This is a genomic window from Kribbella sp. HUAS MG21 (genome assembly GCF_040254265.1).
Classification (GTDB): domain Bacteria; phylum Actinomycetota; class Actinomycetes; order Propionibacteriales; family Kribbellaceae; genus Kribbella.
In genome coordinates this window covers 6,437,374-6,462,562 of sequence record NZ_CP158165.1, presented here as the reverse complement: position 1 = coordinate 6,462,562, position 25,189 = coordinate 6,437,374, and the positions used below count along the sequence as shown (strand labels likewise).

The following is a 25,189-nucleotide window of genomic DNA, read 5'->3' as shown; positions in this document are numbered from 1 at the left end:
CTACGCGGCCGGCTGTTCATCGCACCTTCATCGCACGGAACAGGACAGATCCATGAAGACTCCCCTGACCATCCCAGCTCGCCGGACGCCAGGACGATGGCGGACCCTGGGGTTCCTGCTCGCCGCGGTGGCCATGGCCATGGCGAGTGTCAATCCGGTTCAGAGCGTCGCGGGCGAACGACAGGGAACCAGGCCGACCGTCGTGCTGGTGCACGGCTCGTGGGCGGACGGCTCGAGCTGGAACCGGGTCATCGAGCGGCTGCAGGACGACGGCTACACCGTTCGCGCCATCCCGAACCCGCTGCGCTCGGTGGCGAGTGACGCCGCGTCAGTGCGGGCATTCCTCGAAACCTTGCCGGGACCGATCGTGCTGGTTGGTCACTCGTACGGCGGTTTCGTGATCAGCAACGCGGCCACCGGGCTGCCGAACGTGAAGGCTCTGGTGTACGTCAACTCGTTCGCGCCGGAGGCCGGCGAGACGCCGTTCCAGCTCGTCGGTCTGGACTCCGCGCTGGCCGTCGATCCGGCGACCGTGTTCGACCTCGTTCCCGCCACCGTCCCGCCCACCCCGCAGACCGATGTCTACCTCAAGCCCTCGGCCGTCTTCACCTCGTTCGCCACCGGCCTGAGCACCGACGACAAGAACCTGGTCTTCGCGACCCAGCGGCCGGGTGCCCTGGGAGCGCTGAACGAGCCGTCCGGGACCCCGGCCTGGAAGACGATCCGGTCCTGGAGCCTGATCGGCACCGAGGACCAGATCATCCCGGCCGACGAGCAGCGGAAGATGTCCCAGCGGGCCGGCGCCACCATCACGGAGTACGACGCGGGACACCTCGGCCTGATGACCCAACCGGGAACCGTCACTCGGGTGATCGAACAAGCCGCCCGCGCAGTGTCTCGGTAGAACTTCGCACCGTAGACCGCGGGCTGGCGTCCGCGATCAGGTCTGCGCTGAGCTGCCTGCGCGAGGTGACGGCGAGCTTGCTGAACACCTTGCGGAGATGCCACTCCACAGTGTGATGACTGAGGAACAGCTGACTGCCGATCTCCTGGTTCGTGAGCCCGGTGGCAGCCAGCTGCGCGATCTGCGCCTCCTGCGGTGTGAGGAGGGCGTGGGTGTCGACCTGGCGTCGCCGGGCCGTCTCGCCGGTAGCTTGGAGCTCCTGTCGAGCTCGCTCGGCGTACGCCTTCGCGCCCATGTCGCCGAGGCTGTCGAAGGCGACGCGCAGATGGAATCGGGCATCCTGCCGCCGGCCTTCGCGTCGCAACCACTCGCCGTACACCAGGTGCGCACGTGCCAGGTGTACGGCGATGCGCGTCTGCCCGAGTCGCCGCACCGCCTCCCGGTACAGCGCCTCGGCGGCCGGGCCTTCGGCGAGCAGCGCCGCCGACCGAGCCAGCACGCCGAGCGACCAGTCGGTGCCGGCTGCCAGTGCATGTTCTTCGAGGCGCTGGAGCGCGTCGACCGCCGTACTCCGCGCGCCGCTGCGGGCTGCCGCCTCGACAAGCTCTGCCAGGGACCAGCCGTAGAACCCGAGATCCTCCTGCTCGACCGCTTGACGCGCGGCATCGAGCGCGGCGTCGTACCGGCCGAGGCCGTTGTAGAGGATCGCGGTCACGCACCTGACCAAGGCGAGCGCTCGCCCCTCCCCCGACTCGGTCGCATCCCGGGCCCCGGCCTCGATGGCCTTGATGGCCGCCTCCTCGTCACCGCGCCAGGCGGCCAGCATCAAGTGGGTGTACCTCAGCGGCGCCCTCCCGGTGGCCACCGCGATCGCATCCGACTCGGACACCAGCGCCGCCGCCGCGGCGAACTCGCCCGCATGCAGGTGGACGCCCGCACGGAGCGACAACGCCATGGGCAGGACTCCGAGCGCACCCAGCCGACGGCCGAGCTCGACCGCGCGGACCGCCAGGTCGTGCCACGCCTCGTCGTCCCAGAGCTCGGGGGCGATCGGCTCGGGCGCGACAGGGCAGGCCAGCCACAACCAGTGTTCGAGGCGACTTTCACCGCCGCTGGCGTCCGCCCGAAGCGCGCTCAGCGCGCGGCGCAGCAGCGGTACGGCGGCGGCGTAACCGGCCGTGAATCGTGTAGCGACCCCGGTCAGCAGGAGATCCATCGGCCCGGGGGCAGCTGTGGACCGAGCAGCACAAGCCGCCTCGGCCGCCTTTTCGACATCGCTGAGCCGACCACCGTAGATCGCGGCTCCGAGCGCTTCGAGGTAGGCTTCCCGCGCCATCGGATCATCCAGTGCGTCGAGCCTGTTGGCCGCGTCGAGCAGCTGCGGGGCGGCATCGCGTCCGCGCCGGCGGGCGAAGACGATCTGGGCTCGCAGCCACCCGAGATGCGCCTGCTGGTGATCGCCCAGCGGGCCGATCTCGGCCGCGGCGAGCAGCTCGTGGGCGATCTGCGGCTCGCCGGCCCGGAACTTGGCGGCCGCCGCGGTCAACGCTCGCTCCGCACGCCGGCGCGCATCCGGAGTCAGCTCCGCGGCTCGCTCCAGGAAGACGGCCGCCGCCGCGACACCGCCGCGCATCCGCGCCCGCTCGGCTGCGCCCACCAGGTCGGCCGCCACCGACTCGTCCAGACCGACGGCCGCGTGGGCTTGATGCCAGACCCTGCGGTCCGGGTCGACGGCCGCCTCCGTGGCGTCGGCCAGGGCGCCGTGCACCGTCCGCCGATCAGCCGGAGAGGCTGCCTGGTACACGACCGAACGAATCATCGGATGCCGGAACTGCACTCTGGAGCGGACATCGATCAACCCGGCCGCCTCGGCCGGCGCCGCGGCGTCCGGACCGATACCGAGCCGATCAGCTGCCCGCCACAAGAGGGCTGCGTCGCCGATCGGCTCGGCCGCGGCGGTGAGCAGGAGCAGGCGGGTCTCCGTCGGCAGCGGTTCCAGGCGATGCCGGAAGCCCTGCTCGATCCGGCCGGTCAGTGGACCCGCATCGGGCACTACGGGGAGGCCGTATCCACCCGCCAACAGACCTGGCGTCAGGCCACGCGGCAACTCGATCAGCGCCAGCGGATTGCCCTGGGTCTCGGCCACGAAACGGTCCCGGACACGGTCGTCGATCAGACCGGTCAAGACCGTGTCGAGCAGAGCCCGGGCGTCGCTGAAGCCCAGCCCGCTGACCCGGAGCTCCGGTAAGCCGGTCAGCTCGTGCGTGTAGTCGGGCGCGCGGACCGCGAAGACAAGCGCGACCCGCTCGGCGAGAAGCCTGCGGGCCACGAACGCGAGGGTCTGAGCGGACAGTTTGTCCAGCCACTGCGCGTCGTCGATCAAACAGATCAGGGGCGCGTCGTCAGCGACGTCGGCGAGCAGGTTCAGCATCGCGAGGCCGACCTGGAAGCGGTCGGGCGGAACCCCGGTCGTCAGTCCGAACGCCGTACCGAGCGCGTCGTAGCGCGGGCTGGGCAACCGCTCCGGAAGCTGGGCGCAGAGTTGATGCAGACCGGCGTACGCCAGCTCCAGCTCGGACTCGACTCCGGATGCACGGACGACCCGGCACGGGCCGGCGTGCTGCTCCAGATAATCGAGCAGAGCCGTCTTGCCGATGCCGGCGTCACCGCGTACCACGAGCGCAGCACTCTGCCCGGCTCTCAGACCGGCCACGAGCCGATCGAGAGTCGCACACTCGCGCCGCCGGCCTTGCAGGTGAATCCCCATTGCCCACCGCCCAAGGCGCCAGACTAGCCACAGCCGGCCGGAGGTGGCAACGAACCCGGGATCAGGCGACCAGTTCCCGCGAAGCCAGGTCCACGGGCGTCAGCTCTGTGGGTTCACGAACGTCCGGATGCGCGGCAACTGGCCGGGGTCGATGGTGTGGCCACCGGGGAACGTGAGGAGCTCGACGTCGGCGTCCCGGCGGCGCAGTTGCTCAGCCAGTCTCGTGGTCTGTTGGGGCGTGGCCATCGGGTCGTGGTCCCCGTTCACGATCAGGACGCGCTTGCCGGCCAGGGCGTGATCTTCGGGTTCGTCTGCCGCGAAGGGGACCATCGCGGCCAGCAGTACGGCGCCTGCCAGTGACTCGGGGTGGCGAACGAGCAGGGCGGAGGCCATGTTGGCTCCGTTCGAGAAGCCAACGGCGAGCCAGGACCCGGCTGGTACGCCGTACTTCTGCTCGGCCGCGGTGAGAAAGGCCGCGAGCTCGTCGGCGCGCAGCCGAAGGTCGTCCTCGTCGAACACCCCCTCCCGCAGCCGGCGGAAGAACCGTGCCATGCCGTGCTCGAGCACCGTGCCGCGCGGCGACAACACCGCGGATCCAGGCGCCAGGTGCGGTCGCAGCGGGAGGAGATCCTGCTCGTCGCCGCCGGTGCCGTGCAACAACAGTAACGGCGGCGTGAACGTACCCGGCCGCCAGACATGCGGCCGCTCGAGCGGCTCCTCGCTCATCAGTCGATCTCGTCCGGCTGCGGCACCGGAGGGACACGCAGTGACGGGAGCGCGCCCTCGATCTGATCCCGGTTCGGCTCCAGCCAGGGCGGCAGCTTCAGGTGCTGGCCGAGCTCCAGCAACGGCTCGTCGACCGTGAAGCCCGGCTGGTCGGTCGCGATCTCCAGCAGGACACCGCCGGGTTCGCGGAAGTAGATCGAGGTGAAGTACTGCCGGTCCAGGATCTCGGTCACCGGGACCCCGGCGTCCATCAGCTCCTCGCGCCACTTCGCCTGCGTCTCGCCGTCCGGTGCCCGGAACGCGATGTGATGCACCGTGCCGGCCGCCTGCAGCCCACGCGACGACCGGCTGGCCTTCACATCCACCGCCGTACCCTCAGCGCTCCCCGACATCACGAACCGACTGCCGTCGGAGGTGTCCTGGCCGTGGCTCATGCCCAGCATGCCGGCCAGCATCTCCGCTGTCGGGTCGAGCATCTGCTCAGTCATCGTGACCGAGAACAGACCGCGGATCGCGTTGTCGGACGGAATGGCGGCCACACCGTCCCAGCCCGACCGGCTGTCTCCCTCCGACGCGACCAACTCGATCACCAGCCCGTCGGGATCCCGCAGCCGCAAGATCTCCTCGTCCGACGTGGCAACCGGCGCATCGGCGTCGACCCGCAGGCTCCGCAACCGCTCCTGCCACCAACCCAACGACTCCGGCGGAACACTGAACGCTGTCGCCGTGGTGAGACCGGTGCCCTGCCTTCCCTTCGGCACTCCCGGCCAGGGGAAGAACGTCAGCAGCGTCGACGGCCGACCCGAGGTGTCGCCGTAGTACAGGTGGTAGGCGTCCGGGGCGTCGAAGTTGACGGTCCGCTTCACCAGCCGCAGGCCCAGGACCGTGGTGTAGAAGTCGACGTTGCGCTGCGGATCCTCCGCAATCGCGGTCACGTGATGCAACCCGTGCGGTGCGACCGAGCTGTTCATGACTCACATCTCCTGTGTTCAGATGACGTAGAAGCCGGTGACGGCGATGGGCAGGATGCCAGGGATCAACCAGACCGCCGACGCGACCCATCGCTGAACGGTCTCGCTCCTCATCGGCGCTCTCGGACTCACAGTCGTCTCCCACCTGCAACGGTCCCACCCCCAAAGTCCGAACAGCCCCACCACCTGTGACAGTGCCACCTGTGACAGTGCACGCCCCGACCACCCCGGGCGGCCACACCTCGTCGAACCCGCAGCACGACACCGCCGGGTCCTGGTACCTGAACTCCAGGACTCGCACCTGCAGACAACACACCACCACTCCGGCGTCCAGGCCGGTTGGCCATCCAGACCTCAGTCGAGCAAGCCGACCGGCCCCGGACGCGCCACCATGCGGATTCACCAATGCCGACAGCTGTTACACATCAGTCACTCGAGGCGTGTCAGCGGCCTGAAAGGACTGGGCAGACGTCCGGGCGGACCAAACGTTGACCCAGCATGAGCACCTCGCACCCCTGACCAGTGGCCGATCCGTCCGCCGTACCAACGTCTGCGAATAGTGTTCGGCGCCGTTCGAAATGGCGAGATCCGACGAGCGCTTCTGCTTTCATTCCTGCGGTCATCGGCGCCGGCGGCCGCTCCGGAGGAGCAACGCGTCCGCCGTCGAAACGTCCCACCCGCCAATTCGAAGCTGCGTTCAGCGGTCGCAACCGGGAACGCCGTAGCCTACGCAAGCAGCCTGGCCGAAACCGGGACCGCCCACTTCGGCGACGACCCGATCTCCCGCACCGGCCGGGCCCGAGCACTGGCGATCCCGGCCCTCATCATGGCCGGCGCGCTCGTCCTCGTCGCGTTCGTGACGCGGAGGCCGCCGCCTGGAGTGGCTCGCCGTGGCTCCCGCCCGCGATGACTCCGCTCTCACGGCGCCGCTGTGCAGCTCTGCGATCGGCGCGAAGTCCAGGTGATCAGCTCTGCTCGGCGGGGTCGGGCACCACCCAGTCCCGGATGTCCGGCAAGTCCTGCAGGTTCTCCACAACGTACTGCGCATGCTCGGCGAGCCGGGCCTGGCACCAGGCCTTCAGGTCGCTGGCGCCGGGCGGCGTACGGCGCGCGTTGTTGAGTGCGTCCATCACGAGGTGGTATCGCGAGACGCGGTTGCGCACCACCATGTCGAACGGTGTCGTGGTGGTGCCCTCCTCGATGAATCCGCGGACCCGGAACCGGTCCGCGTCCGGGCGCCCGTGGACCAGCTGGTGAATCGCTCCGGGGTACCCGTGGAAGGCGAAGACGACGTCGACGTGATCCGTGAAGAGCTCGTTGAACAGAGTCTCGTCCATACCGTGCGGATGATCGCGGCGGCGCACCAGCGACATCAGGTCGACGACGTTGACCACACGGGTGCGGAAGTGCGGCAGGCGTTCGCGCAGAATCTCCGCGGCCGCAACGGTCTCCATCGTCACCACGTCACCGGCGCAGGCGAGCACGATGTCGGGATCGGCCGTGCCGTCGTCGGTACCCGCCCACGGCCACACCCCGGCTCCCCGGGCGCAGTGTTCGGCCGCCTGGTCGATGGTCAGGTACTGCAACTGCGGCTGCTTGTCGATCACGATCAGGTTGACGTACGACGTCGACCGCAAGCAATGGTCCGCGACCGACAGGAGACAGTTCGCGTCCGGCGGCAAGTACACCCGGCCGATGGTCCCCCTGGTCGTGATCACGTTCTGGATCAGTCCCGGTCCCTGGTGACTGAAGCCGTTGTGGTCGTTGCGCCACGCGGTGGACGTCAACAGGATGTTCAGGCTCGGGACGCGAGCTCGCCACGGCAACTGCGCCGCCTCTTGCAGCCACTTGCTGTGCTGGATCGTCTGTGACGCGCTGACCATCGCGAACGCCTCGTAGGTGGCGAACAATCCGTGCCGGCCGGTCAGCGTGTAGCCCTCGAGCCAGCCGTGGCAGTTGTGTTCCGAGAGCACCTCCATCACCCGGCCGTCGCGAGAGATCTTGTCGTCCGCGTCCGTCACCCGCTCGGCGAAGCCACGATCCGATGCCTCGAACACGGCGCCGAGCCGGTTGCTGTTGGTCTCGTCCGGACAGAACAGCCGGAACCGGTCGGGATTGGCCGCGTACACGTCCCGGAGCAGTTCGCCGAGGCGCCGGGTCGACTCGAGGCGAACGGTGGCCGGGGCGGGTACGTCGACGGCGTACCGGCGGTAGTCGGGCACCTCGAGTGCCTGCATCAGCAGGCCTCCGTTGGCGTGCGGCGTCGCGCTCATCCGCAGCGTTCCCTCGGGATTGGCCCGGCGGACCAGCTCCGTGGGCGCCCCGTTGTCGTCGAAGAGCTCTTCGGGCCGGTACGAGCGGAGCCAGGTTTCGAGCAGCCGCAGATGATCAGGGTTCTCCCGCACGGTGGACAGCGGGACCTGGTGGGCACGGAAGGTACCGAGCATCTGGACGCCGTCGACCTTGTCGGGACCGGTCCAGCCCTTCGGGGTGCGCAGTACGATCAGCGGCCAGCGTGGCCTGCTACCGTCCCAGTCGCCCGCGCGGGCCGCGGCCTGGATCGCCCGGATCCGCCCCCACGCCGTCGCCAGCGCCGCGGCGAACCGGCGGTGCATGCCGGGCAGCTCCGCGCCCTCGACCTCGATCACGTCATAGCCGTGCCCCTCGAAGAGCGACCGAACCTCAGCGGGATCCTTCCGGCCCAGCACCGTGGGCCCGGCGATCTTCGCGCCGTTCAGGTGCAGAATCGGCAGCACCGCCCCGTCCCTGACCGGGTTCAGGAAGGACACGCCCTTCCAGGACCCCTCCAACGGGCCGGTTTCCGCCTCGCCGTCTCCCACCACCGCCAGCGCGATCAGGTCCGGGTTGTCCATGACGGCACCGAAGGCATGAACGAGGACGTAACCGAGCTCGCCGCCTTCGTGGATCGAGCCTGGTGTGGTCACCGAGACGTGGCTCGGGATACCGCCAGGCGCGGAGAACTGCCGGAACAGCCGGCGCATGCCGTCGGCGTCGCCGGTCACCTGCGGATAGACCTCGCTGTAGGTCCCCTCGAGGTAGCCGGCCGCCACCAGCGCGGGCCCACCGTGTCCGGGACCGGCGAGGTAGAGCATCTCCTGGCCGGTCTCCCGGATGAGACGCGACGCATGCGCATAGATGAACGACAAACCCGGGCTGGTCCCCCAATGCCCGAGCAGCCGCGGCTTGATGTGCTCGGCCGTCAGGGGTTCACGCAGCAACGGGTTCGCCATCAGATAGATCTGGCCCACCGTCAGATAGTTGTTGGCCCGCCACCAGGCGTCCACACACTCGAGGTCGGCATCACTCAACACCGAAACCCGGTCGGCAGTCTCGGAAAGGGACACAGTGTTCGACATAGGTACGGTCGTCCTTGTCTCTCGGCTCACTGTCGCGCGCCGGCCGGCGCCACCGGTGACTACTGGTGACCCACGGTACCCAGCGCAACGAGGGAAAAACGCTGGCCGCCGCTCTCGCGCCACGCCGTACGTCGGCTGTCGACGGCCCCGGTTGCTGTCAGCCTGGCTGGGCGAGCATGGACTCTCCCATCGGCGGCGGATGTCGTGCGTCCGTCGGCTGATCCGCCGCGATCACCTCGAAGCCGGTCACCAACTGAGGGCGGATCCGAATCGTGTGCGTCATGTCGTGCGCGAGCCATGGTTCCACCAGCCGTTCGAGCTGAGCGAGCTCGTCCGGGTCGCTCACCTCGCCGGCGATGCCCGTCGCGATCACGCTCCACGCGAGACGCGACGCGAGGTCGATCTCGTCGGCCTCGTACGCGACCACCTGACCCACCGCCCCCAGCACCGCAGCGCCGCCGTGACACCGCAGGACCACAGCACCGTCCACCAACCGATGGTTGACCGGGCGGATCGTCGGCAAGGCGTTCGAGGTGAACACGATCCGGCCCACCGGCACACCACCCAGTCGGCGCAGCGCCTCGTCCGCGGTCAACTCGCGCAGGCCACGCGGATCAGTCAGCATCCGCGTGCCCCGCGGTCGTCAGCAGCCGCTCGCCGCCGTCCCGCGCGCCCTGCCAACAGATGCTCACCACGAGCACGTCCTCTCACACCTCGCCATGCCGCAACCTCCTGGGTGATTGTCGGGCCCGGCCAGTCCGCAGGAGTAGGGCCGAAGGTCCCGAACCGTCGCCGGCGACCCGACCGCGCCGTGGAGAGCTCGGTACCCGCACCGGTGGTCAGGTTCACCCGCGGACCGTCACCGGGCGACGGTGATGCTGTGGATCGCGGCCCCCGGCAGGTCGCGCTCGTGGCGGGCGGCGAACGAGATCTCGAGCCGGCCACCGCTGGGTGTGGTGTAGGTGAACACGATCTCCGTCCCGTAGCCACCGGTCTGATTTTCCGCTCCGTAGCCGGCTCCTAGGTCGGTCGCCGTGGTGCTCCACGTCAGCCCCATCGGCAGCGAGCCCTGGTAGGCGCTGAAGTTCGTGTCCTCGCCCGGGTATCCGAGGGCGGACTCGTCGTTGTACAGCGTCACCGCGGTGACCGTGCCCGAACTGTCGGCGGTGAGCTGGAACCCCCGGGAGTGAACGTTGGCATCCGTGCCCGGGTCGCTCCAGTCGGTGCCGAGGTCCTTGGCGTACGCCGCGAGGCCGGGATCGCTCCACAGGTTGCGGCCGAGGGCCCATTCCCAGATCTCGCCGTCGGGCACCGTCGCGCCGGGGGTGTTCCGATCCGTCGGGACGGTGGTCGACGGTCCAGGAGGGTTCGGCTGCGGGCCTGGGCCACCGGCTGTGAGCACGGCGGCCACACCTCCGGTGATCAGCGCGATCGCCGCAAGCGTCACGAGAACCACGAGCCACGTCCTTCGCGGCCTCGCGGGGCGTCTCCCAGGAGCGGCGCCGCCGGGCGCTCCCGCATCTTTCGAAATCGTCATCAGCTCTCCCCCCCCCCGGGCCCCAGCCGCACGCGCGCCGGGGCCGATCAGTTCGCCACGAGTCTCGCGCGCGGGATGCTGCCGACGCAGGGACCACCGACTCCTCATCGGGTCACCACTGCCCGGCCGGGTTGTGACATCCGGCCCTACTCGCAGGGGCGCTCCGCCACGAACGTGGACAACACGGTCCGCCCGGCCTGCGATCGGTCGATGGCGGCCGACATCAACCGAGGCAAGGAGCCAGGCCATGACCACGACGGTGCAATCGCCTGCGGTGGCCCACCATGGGCTGCCGGCTCACGAGGTGGTGCTCCTCCTGGAGACAGACCCGCACCGTGGCCTCACCGAACAGGACGCCGCCGAGCGACGCATCAGGTTCGGGCCGAACACACTGCCGGCGCCGAAGGGCGCGGGGTTGCTCATCCGCATCCTCGGCCAGTTCAACAATCCGCTGATCTACGTCTTGCTCGTCTCCGGAGTGATCACGGCCGCTCTGGGCGAGTACGTCGATTCCGGGGTGATCTTCGGTGTCGTTCTCGTCAACGCCCTCATCGGGTTCGTTCAGGAATCGAAGGCGGAAGCGGCGCTCGAAGGATTGCGGTCGATGGTGCGCACCACCGCGACGGTCGTGCGCGACGGCCGCGAACGGATCGTGCCGTCCGACGAGCTGGTGCCCGGCGACCTCGTCCGGCTCGAAGCCGGCGACAAGGTACCGGCCGACCTCCGCCTGACGCGGTCGGCCGAACTGCACGTCAATGAGTCGGCGCTGACCGGCGAGTCGCTCCCGGCGGCCAAGGACGAGGTCGTCCTGCCCGATTCCGTTCCGGTCGCGGACCGGCGCAACATGGCGTACTCCGGGACGCTCGTCACGACAGGTACCGGCGCCGGGATCGTGATCGCGACCGGCGCGGAAACCGAACTCGGTGAGATCCACCGCCTGGTCGGCGCCGCCCAGACCCTGGCCACCCCGCTGACCAAGAAGCTGGCCGGTTTCAGCACGATCCTCACCGTCGCCATCCTCGGGCTCGCCGCGGGCACCTTCGCCGTGGGCCTCGCGCGCGGTCAGGACGCGGTCGAGACGTTCACCGCCGCGATCGCGCTGGCGGTCGGCGCGATCCCCGAGGGACTGCCGGCCGCGGTCACCATCACCTTGGCCATCGGCGTCGCCCGGATGGCCCGCCGGCGCGCGGTCATCCGCAGACTCCCGGCCGTGGAAACCCTGGGCAGCACCACGGTCATCTGCACCGACAAGACCGGCACACTCACGACCAACCAGATGACCGTGCGGACGATCTGGACCCCGACGGGCAGCTACGGCACGACCGGCTCCGGTTACACGCCGGACGGCATCGTCAGCGACGAGAGCGGCGCGCCGGCTGCTCCGGAAACCGACCAGGCGCTGCGATGGTCGCTACTGGCCGGAGCCGCCTGTAACGACGCCGCCATGCATCACGAGAACGACCAGTGGCACGTCGTCGGCGACCCCACCGAAGGAGCGCTCCTGGTCTCCGCCGCGAAAGCCGGACTCGGGCCGGAGCGAGTAGCCGAACTCCTGCGCCGCGAGGCGACGATCCCGTTCAGCTCCGAGCGACGCTACATGGCGACCCTCCACGACGACCTCACCGCGTCCGCTTCAGGCGGCCAGGTGGTGCTCGCCAAAGGCGCCGTCGAACAGGTACTCCGCCTGTGCGGCTCACAACTCGACGCCGACGGCACCACCCGTTCGCTGGACCGCGCCGCCGTGCTCCGCGCCGCGGACGATCTCGCCGCTCAGGGACTACGAGTCATCGCGACCGCTCAGCGCCCTGTTCCTGGGCACCACAGACTCGAGGCCGACCTGTTCGGCGAGGCCACGCTGTCCACGGGCCTGGTGCTGACCGGGCTCCAGGCAATGCAGGACCCACCCCGCTCCGAGGCCGTCAGCGCAGTCGCGGCCTGCCACACCGCCGGCATCGCGGTCAAGATGATCACCGGCGACCATGCCACCACCGCAACTGCCATCGCCGGCCAGGTCGGGCTGCTCGACGCGAAGCACTCCGGCGACGAGGGCGCGGTACTGACCGGAACCGACCTGGACGCCCTGCCGACCGGCGAGTTCCCCGAAGCGGTCGATCACGCCACCGTGTTCGCCCGCGTGTCCCCGGAGCAGAAGCTGCGGCTCGTGGCCGCGCTCCAGGATCGGGGCCACGTCGTCGCCATGACCGGCGACGGCGTCAACGACGCCCCCGCCCTGCGGCAGGCCGGTATCGGCGTCGCCATGGGCCACAGCGGCACCGAGGTCGCCAAGGACGCCGCCGACATGGTCCTCACCGACGACGACTTCGCCACCATCGAAGCCGCGGTCGAAGAAGGCCGCGGCGTCTTCGACAACCTCACCAAGTTCATCGCCTGGACGCTGCCGACGAACATCGGCGAAGGACTGGTCATCCTCTCCGCCGTCGTGTTCGGTGCGACCCTGCCGATCCTGCCCACCCAGATCCTGTGGATCAACATGACCACCGCCGTCGCGCTCGGACTGATGCTCGCCTTCGAACCCAAGGAGACCGGCATCATGACCAGGCCACCCCGGGCACCCGACCAGGCGCTCCTCACGTCCGCGCTCATGCTACGGATACTTCTCGTCTCCGCATTGCTGGTCGGCGGCTCCTGGTGGCTGTTCGACTGGGAGCTCGCGCACGGCGCGACCACCGCCGAAGCCAGGACCGCCGCCCTCAACCTCTTCGTCGCCGTCATGGCCTTCTACCTCTTCAGCTGCCGTTCGCTGACCCGATCGGCCTGGCGGATCGGACTCTTCTCCAACCGCTGGGTCATCCTCGGCGTCACCGTGCAGGCCATCGGCCAACTCGCCATCACCTACCTGCCCGCGATGAACGCCACCTTCGGCACTGCCCCCATCAACGCGGACGCCTGGCTGCGCATCCTCGCCATCGCGGTGGCAGCCAGCCTTGTCGTGGCCGCCGACAAACGCCTCCGACGCCCCCGCCGATGACTTCCCGGAGACCCGCCGCCCAGATCTGTCGCACCGCCGACCCGCCCGCAGCAGGTGCGAGTTGGTGGGTGTCAGCTGCATCCGTAGAGTGGACAGATGACGGACCGCGCGGATGGTGGCCGCCGTGGCTGGGACGAGGGTGCCCTCGCGTACCCCGGTTTGTCGCGGGTGCGGCTCGACGAGCTGCTGCAGGAGCTGCTCGGGCGGGTCGACGAGATCATGGACTCCCAGGAGCGGCTGCGTGCCCTCCTGGACGCGGTCGTCGGCATCGGCGCCGATCTCGATCTGAACAGCACGCTCGACCGGATCGTCACTGCCGCCTGCGAGCTGGTCGGCGCCCGCTACGGCGCGCTCGGCGTCGTCGGCCACGACGGCAAGCGGCTGTCCCGCTTCATCACCCACGGCGTCGACGCCGAGCAGATCGCCGCGATCGGGCCCTACCCCGAAGGCCACGGCATCCTCGGCCTGCTCATCGAGCACCCGCAGCCGCTGCGGCTGCCGGACCTCGCCGACCATCCCCGCTCGTACGGCTTCCCGGCCAACCATCCGCCGATGAAGAGTTTCCTCGGTGTGCCGATCAGCACCAGGGAGCAGGTGTTCGGCAACCTCTACCTCACCGAGAAGGCCGAGGATGCGGATTTCACCGAGGACGACGAACGGACGGTGATGGCGCTGGCCGCCGCGGCCGGGGTCGTGATCGACAACGCCCGCCTCTACGCCGACACCGAGCGCCGGCGGCGCTGGCACGAAGTGACGGCCGAAATCACGCAGTTGACGCTAGGAGACTTCGGCCCGCAGGACGCACTGCAGCTGATCGCCAGCCGGGCGCGCGAGGTCTCGGGCTCGCTGGCAGGCGCGATGCTGCTGACGGACGGTGACCAGCTCGTCGTCGAGGCACTCGACGCTCCACCAGCCTTCCAGCGTTATCTCGGTGCCCGCATCCCGGCGGAGCTGCCCATTGTGGCCGACGTTCTGCAGGGCGACGATCAGGTCGTCATCGAGAACCTGGCGCAGCTGGTCAAGGACAGCGGATGGCTGCCGGACGTCGCGGAGCTCGAGGAGCTCGGACGGACGATTCTCGCCCCGCTGCCGGCCGGGAGCTACAGCACCGGGGGCATTCTGGTCGTCGCCGCCGCTCGAGGTGCCGTGGTGACGGTGACCCCGGGCGCCGACCTCGTTCAGATGTTCGCGAACCAGGCCACCTTGGCGCTGGACCGTGCGCAGGCCCGCCGGGATCAGTCCGCGCTGGCGGTGCTGGCGGACCGCGACAGGATCGCGCGAGACCTGCACGACCTGGTGATTCAGCGCCTGTTCGCCACCGGGCTGCAACTGCAAGGGGTCCAGCGGATGGCGCGCCCGGAGGTCCAGGAGCGGATCGGTCGCGCCGTCGCGGACATCGACTCCACCATCCGTGACCTGCGCGAGGCGATCTTCGAACTGCATCGCCAACCCGGCGAGAGCTCGCTGCGAGCCGAGGTCCAGGAGCTGGTCGGCGAGTACACGTCGGCGCTCGGATTCCGGCCGGTGCTGGCCTGCACCGGACCGGTCGACACCGCGGTGCCGGCGAGTGCCCGGCCACAGGTTCTGGCAGCGCTACGGGAGTCGTTGTCGAACGTCGTTCGGCACGCCCGGGCCACCGAAGTCAAGGTCGATCTCACGGTCACCGGTCACGAGGTGACGCTCCAGGTCGCTGACAACGGTGTCGGCATCGGTCCCACCGACCGGCAGAGCGGATTGCGCAATCTCCGGGAGCGCGCCGCGACCCTCGGCGGATCCGTGCAGGTCAGGCCCAACCAGCCTCGGGGGACGGTCGTCGAGCTCCGTGCACCGTTGTGACCTCAGGACCATCCGGCGGCATCGTTGCCGCCGGATATCGGTCCGCCTCTGTCCCAGAACCAAGGCTGGACGGCAAGATAGTGGCCGGGAGGGCACTGATGAAGGCTATCGACAACATCGGGCGGGAGCTGGAGGCGGCCCGCGACATCGCCGAGGTGGCACGGATCGTGCGTGTCTCGGCGCGCGCTGTGACCGGCGCACAGGGCGCGACCTTCGTGGTCCGTGAGGACGGCACCTGCTTCTACGTCGACGAGGACGCGATCGCCCCGTTGTGGAAGGGTCAGCGCTTTCCCATGACCGCCTGTATCAGCGGTTGGGCCATGCTGCACGACGACATCGCGGTGATCCCCGACATCGAGACGGATCCGCGGATCCCGCTGGCGGCGTACCGGACGACATTTGTGCGCAGCCTCGTCATGGCGCCGGTGGGTTCGCCGGCTCCGGTCGCAGCCATCGGCGCGTACTGGTCGGTCGCCCGGCGCCCGCCGTCGGCCGCCGTCGACCGACTGCGCGAACTGGCTGCGGCGGCCGGGAAGGCCATCGAGCGCGTCGGCCTCGCCGACGCACCCTGGGCCCCGAACTTCGCCGACCAGGCGGCCCGCAGCACCGCCAGCTGATCCACGGCGAGCCGTCGTCACCTGTCGGTGTCGCACAAGCCGGTCCTGACGTCGATGGTCGACGTCAGGACCGGCCGGACGGTGCGTCCCCCCACCCCTGCAGCACCTCCTCGCACCGCCGGGATCAAGCCTCCTGCACTCCCCCACCCCTGCCCCAGGGACTTACGACCACGAGATCCGGGACTTCCGGCACCCATCGGCACAGCGGTGTCCGCGCCTTCAGCGTCGTGCGCGGCGATGGCGATCGATGGCGTAGACAGCCGCCTCTGTCCGGCGTTCGAGTCCCAGCTTGTGCAACAGGCTCGAGACGTAGTTCTTGACCGTCTTCTCCGCGAGGTACAGGCTCTGCGCGATCTGGCGATTCGTCTTTCCCTCGGCGATCCCGTCGAGGATCCTGCGCTCCTGCTCCGTCAGCGATTGGTACCTGGGATCGTCGTCCGGCTGGGGATTGCGCAACCGTTCCAGTACCGCCGCGGTCATCGACGGGTCGAGCAGGGATTCCCCGGCGGCCAGCCGGCGTACTGCCCCGACCAGATCGGTGCTGCTCACCTGTTTCAGGAGGTACCCGGCCGCACCGGCCATGATCGCCGTGAACAGCGCTTCGTCGTCCGAGAACGACGTCAGCATCACGCACGCCGGCTGCTGCGGCGAGCGCGAGATCCCGAGCGTAGCGACGTACCAACTGACGGCCCGCGGCGCTGCGGCAGACAGGAGCAGCAGGAGCATGAAGGCGCCCACGTCGAGGAACACCGCGAACGCCAGTAGTGCTGCGACAACCGCGGCGGCTGCGAAACCGATGCCGACGACCCGGCCGACCGGCGACCCGGTTCCCCTCACGGCTTCGACGCAGGCAGCGGTGGTCAACGCGACGACAACAGCAAGCAGCGCCAGGAGGACCCAGGCGACCGTGGGCAGGACCACGAAGCCGATCAAGATCCCCGTCACGACCAGCACGCCGCACACGGCACGCCACACCCGTCGGTACGTTTCCACGGCAACACCCCAGGACTCCAGCCGGAACCAAGACACCGTCGGTACCCGGCTCGCGCGGGGTCCATGCGCCGGGCCTCGCAGATCGTGCGGCCGGCCGCGATCGTCGTTGTTCCCGGCGTTCGAACACCAGCCAACCGCAAGTCAGCTGCTGGTGTCGTGGTGGAAGGCTTCGACGGCGGTGGGGAGGGTGTAGAAGACGCGGTCGGGGCCGAGGCGGTCGAGGAAGCCGGCGGCCTCGAGGTCGTCGCGGAGGTCCTGTTTGACCCGGGCGAGGGCGAGCACGATGCCGCGGGCCGCCAGCTCCTCGCGGAGGGTGTCCAAGGCGTCGATCGCGGTGATGTCGATCTCGACGTTCGCCTCGGCGTTCAGCAGCAGCCAGCGGACCGGTGTCGGGGCGTCGTCGACCGCGGCCAGCGCGCGGCGGTGGAAATCGTCGGCGTTGGCGAAGAAGAGCGGTGAGTCGTAGCGGTAGACGACCAGACCGGGCACGGCGCGGGCCTCGGGGTAGTCGTCGATGTCGTGCATGCCCGCGATGCCCGGCACGTAGCCGAGGATGCCGTCGTGCGGCCGCGCGACGCGACGCAGTACGTCGAGGACCGACAGCGCGACGGCCAGGAGTACGCCGTACAGGACGTCCAGGGCGATCACGCCGACAGTTGTTGCCAAGGCCAACAGCAGTTCGCTGCGCCGGAACGACGCGATCCGCCGGAACTCCGACAGGTCGATCAGCCGCAGCGCGGCGTACACGACCAGGGCGCCCAGTGCGGGGATCGGAAAGGTGGACAGCAGCGGTCCGGCGAACAGCAGGGTCGCGAGGATCGCGGCCGCGGCGGCGAGCGAGTACACCTGGGTTCTCGCTCCGGACGCCTCGGCGAGTGCGGTGCGACTGCCGCTGCTGCTGATCGGGAAGCCCTGCAGCATTCCGGCGGACACGTTGGACAGACCTAGGACGAGGAACTCGCGGCCTGGATCGATCCGCTCGCTACCGCGAGTCGCGAACGCCCGTGCGGTCAGCACCGTGTCGGTGTAGCCGACGAGCGAAACGCCGACGGCAGCCAGTGCCAGCAGTCCGATGTCACCGCCGTCGAGGCCGGGGAGGCGCGGTTCCGGCAGGCCGCTCGGCACCGCGCCGACGAGGCGAACTCCGCCGGCACCCAGGTCGCCGGCCCACGTGACCAGTGCGGCGAGGGCGACCACGATGATCGGTCCGGGCAGCCGCGGCGTCCAGCGCGCGAGCGCCAGCAGGAGAACGATCGCGACGACCGACAGGGTCACCGGAGCCAGCTGCCACTCGCCGACGAGCCGGATCGCGGACAGCAGTTCCGCCGGCGGAGAGTCACCGTCCACCGGCGCCCCGGTCAGGCGGCCGAGTTGGCTGGTCATCATGATCACGGCGATTCCGGCGAGGTACCCGACCAGCACGGGCTTGGACAGCAGGTCGGCGAGGAAGCCGAGCCGCGCGGCCCAGGAGATCAGGCACACGGCCCCTACCAGTAGTGCCAGCAGAGCGGCGAGTCCGGCGTACCGGATTGGATCCCCGGCGGCCAGCGGACCGATGGCGGTTGCGGTCAGCAACGCGGTCGTCGACTCCGGACCCAGCGACAGGAGCCTCGACGAGCCGAGGAAGAAGTACAGCACCAGAGGTACGAGTGCGGCCCACAGCCCGGTGACGGCCGGCAGCCCGGCCAGTTGCGCGTACGCCATCACCTGCGGCACGAAGTACGCCGCCACCGTGAGACCCGCAACCACGTCCGACCGCAGCCAACTGGGCCGGTAGGCATGAAGCGTCGCGACCCCGGGTACCGAGAACGTCACCACTGACTCCCCCCGAACGAGACAGGCACTCCGAGGACATTCTCACCTTCCGAGCGGTCACGAGTTCCTGAGGAATCTGGCCGGGTCACCGGCCGCGCTCGCGGAGGAGGACAGCCAGGCCTGGAGTCCTTCGGGGTCGCGGCGTCCGAGCTCGTCCAGGCAGTGCTGGCGTTCCATGACGATGCGCAGCCGTTGATTGGCGGTTCGCGCTTGCCGCAGCGCCTCGTAGCTGTCACGCCATTGCCGGCACAGATCCGCTGTGCTGTGCGTGGGGCCGTCGAGGCGCACGAGCTGGCCACCGACGCCGAGTCTCGCGCTGCACCACCCCACGACAGGCGGCGAGGCGGCGGTCAGCAGCACGGCCAGCCAGAGGACGCTGAGCCCGAGTACGACGGTGACGCCGACGACCAGGCTCAGTACTGCAGCCCCCGCGGCAGCGGCGATGACCACCTGTCCTCGCCGCCAGCGAGCTGTCTCGCCGCCCTCGTACAGGCTGAAGGCAGTCCCGGCAGCCACGACAACCGCCAGAAGCCCCACCACCAGAATGTCCGCCGGCAGCAACAATCCCGCGGCGACGACGCCGAAGGCAACGAAGACACCGCACAACGTCCGCCAGACGGTGCGATAGAGCGCCAGTCGGGGGCTTGCCCCCGCACCCTCGGACGAGAAGCCAGGTGGTCCCATGGCCGAGCCTCCTGATCCAGGCTGATCCCTTCTCTCCACCCTCGGCAGCGGCACCTGCCACCGCCAGGGCCCGAAGACCCGTCCACCCTGGGTACGACGTCCTTCCCGACCTCCCAGCACCACGGCGAAGGGTCGTCCTGCCTCAACAGCCGGGACCTAGCGCCCTACTACCTCGTCCCTGGTCCCGGAGACGCTGTCCATGACACCGGACTTGCCGGCGTACGACGAAACGAGGTGAGGACGATGCTGATCCGGGACCTGATGAGCACACCCGCGATGACCGTGAGCCCCGCGACCCCGATCTCGGCGGTGCTGCGACTGCTGGACGACGCGAAGATCACCTCGGTGCCGGTCGTCGACCGGCACGGCACACTGCTCGGAATCGTCAGCGAGGCCGACGTGGTCGAGGACGAGAACCTGATCGACGACCGGATCCCCGTCACCGTCGTCCGGGTGCCCGGTCCGACGCCACCGCGGCGAGCCGCCGACGTCATGACACACCTCGTGGTCACCGTCCGGCCGGACGACGACCTCGAGGCGGCGCTCGACCTGATGCGAGCGACGATGATGAAGAGCCTGCCGGTCGTCGAGCACGACCGCGTGGTCGGCATCATCAGCCGCAGCGACGTCATCCATCTGCTCGCCGGGCGCGACCGCCGGATCCAGGCCGACATCACCGATCTGCTGCAATCGGAGGCGCCGGACTGGCGGGTCGAAGTGCAGGACGGCATCGTCACAATCAGCGGCCCGGCCGACGCCCGCGAACGCCATCTCGCCGAGGTGCTCAGCGGCACGGTCCGGGGTGTCGTCGGTGTACAGATCGACAGGCTGAGCCCACTCTGACGGCAGTGCCGCTACTGCGTGCGGACGGGCATGCTGGTCAGCGCGCACTCGACCCAGGTGGTACCGGGCGTGAGCTGCAACTGCTTCCCGTCCGTGGTGGTGAACTCGAACGGCTCGTTCACCGCGCCCTTGCTCCAGCGACCCGCGACGACCTTGTCACCGGTGAACAGCTTGAGAGTTCCGGAAGCGTCGAACACATCCAGAATCGTCATCGCCGGCTTGGCCTGCGGGAAGCTGGTGTCGCGGTCGGCGGTCAGGACGACCACGTTGGCGGCGGTGACCTGAGCGCCGTTCTCGAGCAGGTGTGGAGACCACTTCTCCGCCCGGGCCCACCGGTGCGAGGCCTCGTCGTACGTCCAGGTGGCGGTCGCGGAACCGCCGTACCCGATCGTCACCGAGGACGCGGGGGTGCCGGTCCGTTGCGCTGTCGACTGCTGGAGGTTCGCCGCGTAGCCGAAGTACGGCGCCGGCGCCGCCTTCCGGTCGCTCAGTTCCAGCAGTCTGCCGGGGCGGGCGAAGACATGGTTCGGCGCACGCCTGGTGTCGTCGAGCCGATAGGTCCCCTCAGGCACCCGCAGCGTACCGAGGTTGTCGAGGTCAGCGACGCGGTCGACGTACTCCATGACCCACCGATCCGCCATCGTGTCGGCGATCACGCCCTTGGTCGGGCCGATCAGCGCCGCGTCCATCGGACGGAGCGACCGGACCGGTCCGACCTGCGCCGGCAGCTTGGAGTGGAAGATCGCCGCGAGCCGGGTGGTCGCCCCGGTGATCGGCTCGACGAACACGATGTCCGCGTCACCGATCCCGCGCTGCGGATGGGCATCCGGCGTGTTCGAGACCTTCACGGTGATCGCCGGCCGGTCCAGTGCCTCGGTGGTCGGCAGTCCCGTGAGCGGGGCGCGACGGGCGGTGCCCGCCGGGCCTTCGGAGGTGGGCGGCGGCGCGGCCGGCGTACCCGCCTCGCCGTCCCCCCTCCAGACGACGAAGCCGACGGCGGCGGCCAGCAAGGCGACGACGACCACGACGCCCGACACCAACCGCCCTCGACGGCTCGAGAACCACTGACGAAGTCTCATACCTCGATCGTCGCGACCCCGCTTCAGGCCACAAGGGACTTTCGGCCCTGTGTCCGGCCGGCCGGCCGCAGCAGGCTGGAGTCGACGATCGGAGGCACCGACATGGTCACCACGCTCAGCGGATCCGCACAGCCTTTCCCGGGGTTCGTCAGCTACCCGACGCACCACTGCGTGACGGGCTCGCTGAAGCACGTGTACGACTTCCACGGCTACCCGATCAGCGAGGAACTTCTGCTCGGCCTCGGCGCCGGGCTCGGATTCATGTACTTCCACTTCAAGGGCAGCGACCCCTTCTACGGCGGCCGGGCCAACAACGCGAGCCCTCGGGAAGAGGGCCTGGAGAAGACCGCGGGCCGGCGTACGGGCGTCGCGGTCACGGCCCGCTCGACATCCAGCGCCCGCGTCGCCGAGACGGAACTCCGGCGGTTGCTGGAGGCCGGCGAACCAGTCCTGCTGTACGTCGACATGGGCTTCCTGCCGTACTTCGACCTCCCGGACGGCTACCACTTCGGCGGACACGTCGTCGTCGCGGCGGGCTACGACCAGGCGACCGGACAGGTGCTGATCGCGGACCGCGAAACCCAGCTGCATCCCGTCGACTGGGCCGCGCTGGAGAAGGCGCGTGGTTCGGCGTACCGGCCGTTCCCGCCGCGGCACACCTGGTACACCTTCGATTTCGGCAGCGCACGAGAGCCACGCGCGACCGATGTCCGGACCGCGATCGCCGAGGTCTGCGACGGCATGCTGGAACCGCCGATCTCCAACTTCGGAGTCCGCGGCATCCGCAAGGCGATCCGGGAGACGATGCGCTGGCCGGACACCCTCGGCACCGACGCGCTGCGCCGTGCCTGCTTCAACACCGCACTGCTCATCGACGCCCGCGGCGGCACCGGCGGCGGCATCTTCCGGTACCTGTACGCCCGCTTCCTCGGCGAGGCGGCCGTCATCACCGGGGAGGCGCGACTCGATGACCTCGGCAACGAACTGGCCGCGATCGGCGATCTCTGGGAGGACGTCGCGGCCACCTTCGCCGCGGCCGCCGAACTCGACGACCCCGCCGACCTCCTGGGACCGGCCACCACGCCGATGCACGACATCGCGGACCGCGAGGAGCTCCTCTGGCAGAGCCTGCGGACACTGGTCAGGACACAGTGATGCCGGATCCGACGAGCGGCCGGATCGTGGTGACCGGCCTGACGAAGACGTTCGGACAGGTCCGGGCCGTCCACGACCTCAGCTTCACGGTCGAACCTGGCACGATCAGCGGGTTCCTCGGGCCGAACGGCGCCGGAAAGACGACGACGCTGCGGTGCCTGCTCGGTCTCGTCACCCCGACCGCGGGCACGGCGACCATCGGCGGCCTGCGGTACGCCGATCTGCCGCATCCGTCGTCGACCGTCGGAGCGGTACTGGAAGCGTCCAGCTTCCACCCGGCGCGCTCGGCACGGAACCACCTGCGCGTGCTCTGTACCGTCAACGGGTATCCGTCCGCGCGAGCCGGCGCCGTACTCTCCCAGGTCGGACTGACCACGGTCGCGGACCGGAAGGTACGGGAGTTCTCGACCGGCATGCGGCAGCGCCTCGGCCTGGCCGCGGCGCTGCTCGGCGACCCCGGTGTCCTCGTGCTGGACGAGCCGGCGAACGGGCTCGATCCCGAGGGCATCGCCTGGTTGCGTGCGTTCCTCCGCCGGCTGGCCTCGGACGGCCGCACGATCCTGATCTCCAGCCACGTCTTGAGCGAGGTCGAACAAACCGTCGACGACATCGTCGTCATCGACAAGGGAACGCTCATCCAGCAAGGCAGCCTCACCGAACTCGCCCGCGAACAGGGCAGCTCGGTCGTGGTGCGCACCCCCGACCCGGACCTGCTCGCCGCCGCACTGCGTCAGCTCGACCCCGCGCCCGACGTACAGCGCAGCGACGGCGCCCTGAGGGTCAGGGGCCTGCAGCCGGCGGACATCGGGCACCTCGCCTTCCGCGCCGGCATCGAACTCCACGAGCTGGCCGCCGAACGCAGTGACCTCGAGGACATCTTCTTCGCGCTCACCACCGGGTCGACCAACGGAGGTGCCGGCGAATGACCAGACTGCTCAGGGCCGAGTTCACCAAGCTGTTCTCGACCAAGCTCTGGCTGTGGCTGCTGCTCGGCGCGATCGGCCTGACCGCACTGTTCGTCGGATTGACGATCGGGCTGGCGGATTCGCCCGGCAACCCGAACCCGCCGCTGACCACGCCGGAAGGACAACGGAACCTCTTCGGGGTGGCCGGGGCGTCCTCGGCGCTCGCCGTCGTCCTCGGCATCGTCGCGATGACCAGCGAGTACCGGCACGAGACGGTGACACCGACGTTCCTCGCCACGCCACGGCGCGGCCGCGTGGTCCTCGCGAAGCTGCTCGCCTACGCGATCGCCGGCCTCGGCTTCGGGGCCGTCAACGCGCTCGTCTCGATCGCCATGGCGCTGCCCTGGCTCGCGGCCGAGAACATCGACGTCTCGCTCACCGCGAACGGCATACCGCGGACGTTGATCGGCGTAGTCCTCGGACTCGCCGTCTACACCGTGCTCGGTGTCGGGATCGGAGCACTCCTTCGCAACCAGGTCGCCGCGATCGTGGGGGCGCTGGTCTACCTCTTCGTGATCGAAGGACTGGTCTCGGCACTGCCCCGGGTCCGGGACTACTACCAGTACCTCCCGGGCGGAGCCTTCAGTGGACTCGTCGGCACCTACCAGCCGAACGTGGAGTTCCTCACCGGCTGGCAGGGCGGCCTGCTGCTGCTCGCGTACGGCGTCGCGTTCGCCGCACTCGGCACCGCGCTCGCTGTCCGCCGCGACGTGACCTGACGACTCGAGCGGTCACAGTATTCGCGAGATCCCCGGCACCTTCCTGATCAGGAACCATGCGGCGGCGAACGAGGCGATGACACCGCCGAGGGCAACGATCGGCGCCTTGACCTCGGCGGGAAGCGCGAGCGGCCGCAGCGCCAGTGCGAGCGCGAGCAGGAAGATCGCTTGCAGCATGAACGCTCCATAGGCGCTCCGGCTCAGCGCGGGCCCCCAGCCGTACCGCATGTTCAACCGGCGCTGCGCTGCACTCAGCAGCCACACCGAGCCGAAGACGGTGAGTGTCGATTCCACGACCACGAAGACTCCCCCGAGCCAGTGCCAGCCGCCGAACGCGTCGTCGACGGCATCCAGCGAACCGGCGACCGCCAGCAGACCGGCCATCGCGACGGCCGCGAGCGACGTCAGCGCCCGGCTGCGGTGTGCCAGGGTCTCCGGAATCGCTTCGAGCCAACCTTGCCGCGACCCGGCGACTCCCAGCCCGAACACGGCGGCACACGCCGGCCACTCCCAGAGGTTGAGGTCGGAGAAGCCGCTCTCCGAGCCGTACGGATAGCCGAGCCGGATCGCGAACGACGCCGGCGCGACCACCGCCGCCGTCAGCATCAGTGTTCTCAGCGTGATCCGCCGATGTGGCCGCGCGCTCACCGAGCGGTCGCTCCAGCGGCGCCAGCCGGCGTACCCGAGCGAGTACAGCAGCAGCACGCCGACGAACCACAGCGGTCCGGTGTCGATCTGCCGCTCCGCGCCGAGATACTCGTCCCAGTACGAACCCGACGCGTCGCCCAGTGGGTGCTCGAGACCGTAGGTGACGGTCGGCTGAATCAGGAAGACGTACACGACGAATGGCACCCCCAGCCGCAGCAGGCGGTCGGCGACGAACTTCTTCGCGCCCTTCCGGTCGTACGAGAGCGGTGTCAGCAACCCGGCCACGAGGAAGAGCAGTGCGATCAGGAAGAACCCGAACGGGCTGACGATGACGAGCAGCGTGACCTCGACAGCCGGCGTCAGAGTGACCTCGCGCAGCTCCGAGTAGGTCCATACCTCGACCAGCCCGACGTACCCGAGAATCCCGTGCAACGCGATGATCGTGGCTATCAGGACGACCTTCAGGTTGTCCAGGTAGCTCAGCCGCGTCGAAGCCCAGCGCTCGAGCTGAGCATCGTCGAGCGCTTCCCGCGTACGGGCCGTCTTCCGCGTCATCGGACCCTA

19 protein-coding genes are annotated in these 25,189 nt (G+C 69.5%); 8 read left to right on the top strand and 11 right to left on the bottom strand.

Annotated features, from left to right (window positions below):
• Nucleotides 1–52: 52 nt before the first annotated feature.
• Nucleotides 53–904, top strand: a complete 852-nt coding sequence (locus ABN611_RS31235; RefSeq protein WP_350275859.1) for an alpha/beta hydrolase — start codon at nt 53–55, stop codon at nt 902–904.
• Here ABN611_RS31235 and ABN611_RS31230 read toward each other — a convergent pair.
• From ABN611_RS31230 to ABN611_RS31205, 6 genes are all read right to left on the bottom strand, one after another.
• The gene (locus tag ABN611_RS31230; protein ID WP_350275858.1) at nt 861–3,617 is read right to left on the bottom strand and encodes a LuxR C-terminal-related transcriptional regulator; all 2,757 of its coding nucleotides are present in this window, start codon (nt 3,615–3,617) and stop codon (nt 861–863) included. The two genes, ABN611_RS31235 and ABN611_RS31230, sit on opposite strands and share 44 nt — an antisense overlap.
• A 153-nt stretch (nt 3,618–3,770) precedes the next feature.
• The gene (locus ABN611_RS31225) at nt 3,771–4,397 is read right to left on the bottom strand and encodes an alpha/beta hydrolase (protein ID WP_350275857.1); all 627 of its coding nucleotides are present in this window, start codon (nt 4,395–4,397) and stop codon (nt 3,771–3,773) included.
• Nucleotides 4,397–5,368 carry a ring-cleaving dioxygenase gene (locus tag ABN611_RS31220; protein WP_350275856.1) on the bottom strand — a complete coding sequence of 324 codons (972 nt, stop codon included), beginning with the start codon at nt 5,366–5,368 and terminating at the stop codon, nt 4,397–4,399. The genes ABN611_RS31225 and ABN611_RS31220 overlap by 1 nt, the downstream gene beginning before the upstream one ends.
• Before the next feature lie 965 nt (nt 5,369–6,333).
• Nucleotides 6,334–8,697 carry a phosphoketolase family protein gene (locus ABN611_RS31215; RefSeq protein ID WP_350275855.1) on the bottom strand — a complete coding sequence of 788 codons (2,364 nt, stop codon included), beginning with the start codon at nt 8,695–8,697 and terminating at the stop codon, nt 6,334–6,336.
• A 205-nt stretch (nt 8,698–8,902) separates the two neighbouring features.
• Nucleotides 8,903–9,370: a pyridoxamine 5'-phosphate oxidase family protein gene (locus tag ABN611_RS31210; RefSeq protein ID WP_350275854.1), complete on the bottom strand. Its 468-nt coding sequence runs from the start codon at nt 9,368–9,370 to the stop codon at nt 8,903–8,905.
• 234 nt (nt 9,371–9,604) lie between these two features.
• Nucleotides 9,605–10,201: a hypothetical protein gene (locus tag ABN611_RS31205; RefSeq protein WP_350275853.1), complete on the bottom strand. Its 597-nt coding sequence runs from the start codon at nt 10,199–10,201 to the stop codon at nt 9,605–9,607.
• Nucleotides 10,202–10,529: 328 nt separating this feature from the next.
• Between ABN611_RS31205 and ABN611_RS31200 the strand changes: the two genes are divergently transcribed.
• From ABN611_RS31200 to ABN611_RS31190, 3 genes are all read left to right on the top strand, one after another.
• Nucleotides 10,530–13,271 carry a cation-transporting P-type ATPase gene (locus ABN611_RS31200; RefSeq protein WP_350275852.1) on the top strand — a complete coding sequence of 914 codons (2,742 nt, stop codon included), beginning with the start codon at nt 10,530–10,532 and terminating at the stop codon, nt 13,269–13,271.
• Nucleotides 13,272–13,367: 96 nt separating this feature from the next.
• Nucleotides 13,368–15,107, top strand: coding sequence for a GAF domain-containing sensor histidine kinase (locus ABN611_RS31195; protein WP_350275851.1), 1,740 nt, complete (start codon nt 13,368–13,370; stop codon nt 15,105–15,107).
• A gap of 98 nt (nt 15,108–15,205) precedes the next feature.
• Nucleotides 15,206–15,724, top strand: coding sequence for a GAF domain-containing protein (locus ABN611_RS31190; RefSeq protein ID WP_350275850.1), 519 nt, complete (start codon nt 15,206–15,208; stop codon nt 15,722–15,724).
• 219 nt (nt 15,725–15,943) lie between these two features.
• Here ABN611_RS31190 and ABN611_RS31185 read toward each other — a convergent pair whose 3' ends face one another.
• The 3 genes from ABN611_RS31185 to ABN611_RS31175 all read right to left on the bottom strand — a co-directional run bounded on the left by ABN611_RS31185 (nt 15,944) and on the right by ABN611_RS31175 (nt 19,216).
• Entirely contained in the window at nt 15,944–16,717 is a 774-nt protein-coding gene (locus ABN611_RS31185; RefSeq protein ID WP_350275849.1) for a response regulator transcription factor, read from the bottom strand.
• A 141-nt stretch (nt 16,718–16,858) separates the two neighbouring features.
• Nucleotides 16,859–18,532, bottom strand: a complete 1,674-nt coding sequence (sulP, locus tag ABN611_RS31180) for a sulfate permease (RefSeq protein ID WP_350275848.1) — start codon at nt 18,530–18,532, stop codon at nt 16,859–16,861.
• 57 nt (nt 18,533–18,589) lie between these two features.
• Nucleotides 18,590–19,216 carry a hypothetical protein gene (locus ABN611_RS31175; RefSeq protein WP_350275847.1) on the bottom strand — a complete coding sequence of 209 codons (627 nt, stop codon included), beginning with the start codon at nt 19,214–19,216 and terminating at the stop codon, nt 18,590–18,592.
• 243 nt (nt 19,217–19,459) lie between these two features.
• Between ABN611_RS31175 and ABN611_RS31170 the strand changes: the two genes are divergently transcribed.
• Nucleotides 19,460–20,059 carry a CBS domain-containing protein gene (locus ABN611_RS31170; RefSeq protein ID WP_350275846.1) on the top strand — a complete coding sequence of 200 codons (600 nt, stop codon included), beginning with the start codon at nt 19,460–19,462 and terminating at the stop codon, nt 20,057–20,059.
• A gap of 11 nt (nt 20,060–20,070) precedes the next feature.
• On the opposite strand, the gene ABN611_RS31165 is transcribed toward ABN611_RS31170, so the two are convergent.
• Entirely contained in the window at nt 20,071–21,138 is a 1,068-nt protein-coding gene (locus tag ABN611_RS31165) for a DUF3048 domain-containing protein (protein WP_350275845.1), read from the bottom strand.
• A gap of 102 nt (nt 21,139–21,240) precedes the next feature.
• Between ABN611_RS31165 and ABN611_RS31160 the strand changes: the two genes are divergently transcribed.
• Genes ABN611_RS31160 through ABN611_RS31150 form a run of 3 tightly spaced genes read left to right on the top strand, consistent with a single transcriptional unit; the run spans nt 21,241 to nt 23,977 of the window.
• Entirely contained in the window at nt 21,241–22,293 is a 1,053-nt protein-coding gene (locus tag ABN611_RS31160; RefSeq protein ID WP_350275844.1) for a BtrH N-terminal domain-containing protein, read from the top strand.
• Nucleotides 22,293–23,219, top strand: a complete 927-nt coding sequence (locus ABN611_RS31155) for an ABC transporter ATP-binding protein (RefSeq protein WP_350275843.1) — start codon at nt 22,293–22,295, stop codon at nt 23,217–23,219. Before ABN611_RS31160 ends, ABN611_RS31155 begins: the two co-directional genes overlap by 1 nt.
• Entirely contained in the window at nt 23,216–23,977 is a 762-nt protein-coding gene (locus ABN611_RS31150; RefSeq protein WP_350275842.1) for an ABC transporter permease, read from the top strand. Before ABN611_RS31155 ends, ABN611_RS31150 begins: the two co-directional genes overlap by 4 nt.
• A gap of 12 nt (nt 23,978–23,989) precedes the next feature.
• On the opposite strand, the gene ABN611_RS31145 is transcribed toward ABN611_RS31150, so the two are convergent.
• On the bottom strand, nt 23,990–25,180 hold the full coding sequence (locus ABN611_RS31145; RefSeq protein ID WP_350275841.1) for an acyltransferase: 1,191 nt from the start codon (nt 25,178–25,180) through the stop codon (nt 23,990–23,992).
• Nucleotides 25,181–25,189: the final 9 nt, after the last annotated feature.